This window comes from Streptomyces sp. WAC05292, assembly GCF_003949955.1.
Taxonomy (GTDB): Bacteria; Actinomycetota; Actinomycetes; order Streptomycetales; family Streptomycetaceae; genus Streptomyces; species Streptomyces globosus.
Genome location: NZ_RPSE01000723.1, coordinates 1 through 1,349, shown reverse-complemented (window position 1 = coordinate 1,349; position 1,349 = coordinate 1). Strand labels below are relative to the sequence as shown.

1 protein-coding gene and 1 pseudogene are annotated in these 1,349 nt (G+C 73.9%); both read left to right on the top strand.

The annotated features are described in order from the left end of the window. Positions 1 to 49: 49 nt before the first annotated feature. Positions 50 to 292: pseudogene (locus EF903_RS36225) on the top strand (SUKH-4 family immunity protein); the annotation flags it as partial. A 135-nt stretch (positions 293 to 427) separates the two neighbouring features. Continuing rightward, complete coding sequence (locus EF903_RS32620; RefSeq protein ID WP_125548537.1) at positions 428 to 1,309, top strand: DivIVA domain-containing protein; 882 nt, start codon at positions 428 to 430, stop codon at positions 1,307 to 1,309. Positions 1,310 to 1,349 lie beyond the last annotated feature (40 nt).

Genomic DNA, 1,349 nt, shown 5'->3' with positions numbered 1-1,349 from the left:
ACCAGCATAACGGCAAGGTATAAGCGCCGCTGTGCCGCCCGGCCGAATGCCCTTACACATCAACACACATGCGCCCGACCATGTCAGGCTTCAAAGACTACCGCCGCCTCCGCATGTGGCCCAGGAAAGCAACCGACCGCGCGGACTGCGGCAGCATCTGACGCCTGAGCAGGCGGGGCGCTGGACCGTCGATTTCCAGGCGAATCTGGCCGGGCTCGACAGTGCCGCGCTGACCTCGCCGGAGAGCTGGTGGTCCGTGCTGCTGGAGCAGATGTGGGACGGACTGCTCTGATCGGATGATCGGCGGTGTGGCCGGGCCGGGACCCCTGTCAGGGGTTCCGGCCCGGCCATTCGGGCTTCAGGCGGCACATACCGCATCCTTGACAGCAATCCCCGCGAGAGAGGCGCTTCCAGGATGGCTGCACGCATGTCACCTCACGGACAGGGTTTCGCGACCGCACGCCGCGGCTACCGCACGGATCAGGTGGACCGCTGTCTCGCGAGGCTCTCCGGCAGCCGGGACGAGGCCTGGGAGAGGGTGGCGCGGCTGACCGTCCTCGCCAAGCAGATGGAGGCGGAGGCGGAGCGGCTGCGGGAGGCCGTCGCCGCGCTGCCGCCGCAGACGTACGACGAGTTGAGCGAGCGGGCCCGGCGGATCCTCGCCCTCGTTGAGGAGGAGGCCGAATCCCTGCGGGCCGATGCGCAGGCCGATGCCGCCGATGCGCTGGCCGCCGCCGAGGCGCACGCCGAGCGGGTCGCCGAGCTGGCCCGGCAGGATGCGCAGGCCGTGCGGGAGCAGACCGAGGTGCGGGCCCGGCAGGGGCTGCTCGCCGCCGAGCGGGAAGCGGACGCGCTGCGTGCGGCGGCCCGCGAGGACGCCGCCGGGTGGCGCGACCAGGCGCAGGCCGTGCTGGCGCAGGCGCGGCGGCGGGCGCACGAGCTGCTCGCCGAGCAGGAGCAGGAGCAGGCCGAGCGGTGGGAGGCCGCCGAACGGGGTCTCGCCGTGCGGGAGAGGGGTCTGGAGGACCGGCTCGCCGAGCTGGAACGGCATGTCGAGGGGCGGCTCGCCGAGGCGCGGCGGGGGCTCGCCGAGGCGGAGGAGGCCGCGCGGCACGGGCAGGAGGACGCGGAGGCGCAGGCTGCCGAGCTGCTGGCGCAGGCGCGGGTGCGGGAGGAGCGGATCGGTCGGGAGACCGAGCGGATCCTGCGGGAGCATGCGGAGGCCGAGGACGAGATGCGGGCGCACATGAGTCATGTGCGGGCCAGTCTGGCGGCGTTGACGGGGCGGCCGGCGCCGGCGGAGGGCTGACGCGGGGCGGTGGGTGCGGGGGCTCTGCCCCCGCGTCCCC

Coding starts and splice junctions, on each gene's coding strand:
- EF903_RS32620 (WP_125548537.1), top strand. CDS start 428: ATGTCACCTCACGGACAGGGTTTCGCGACCGCACGCCGCGGCTACCGC.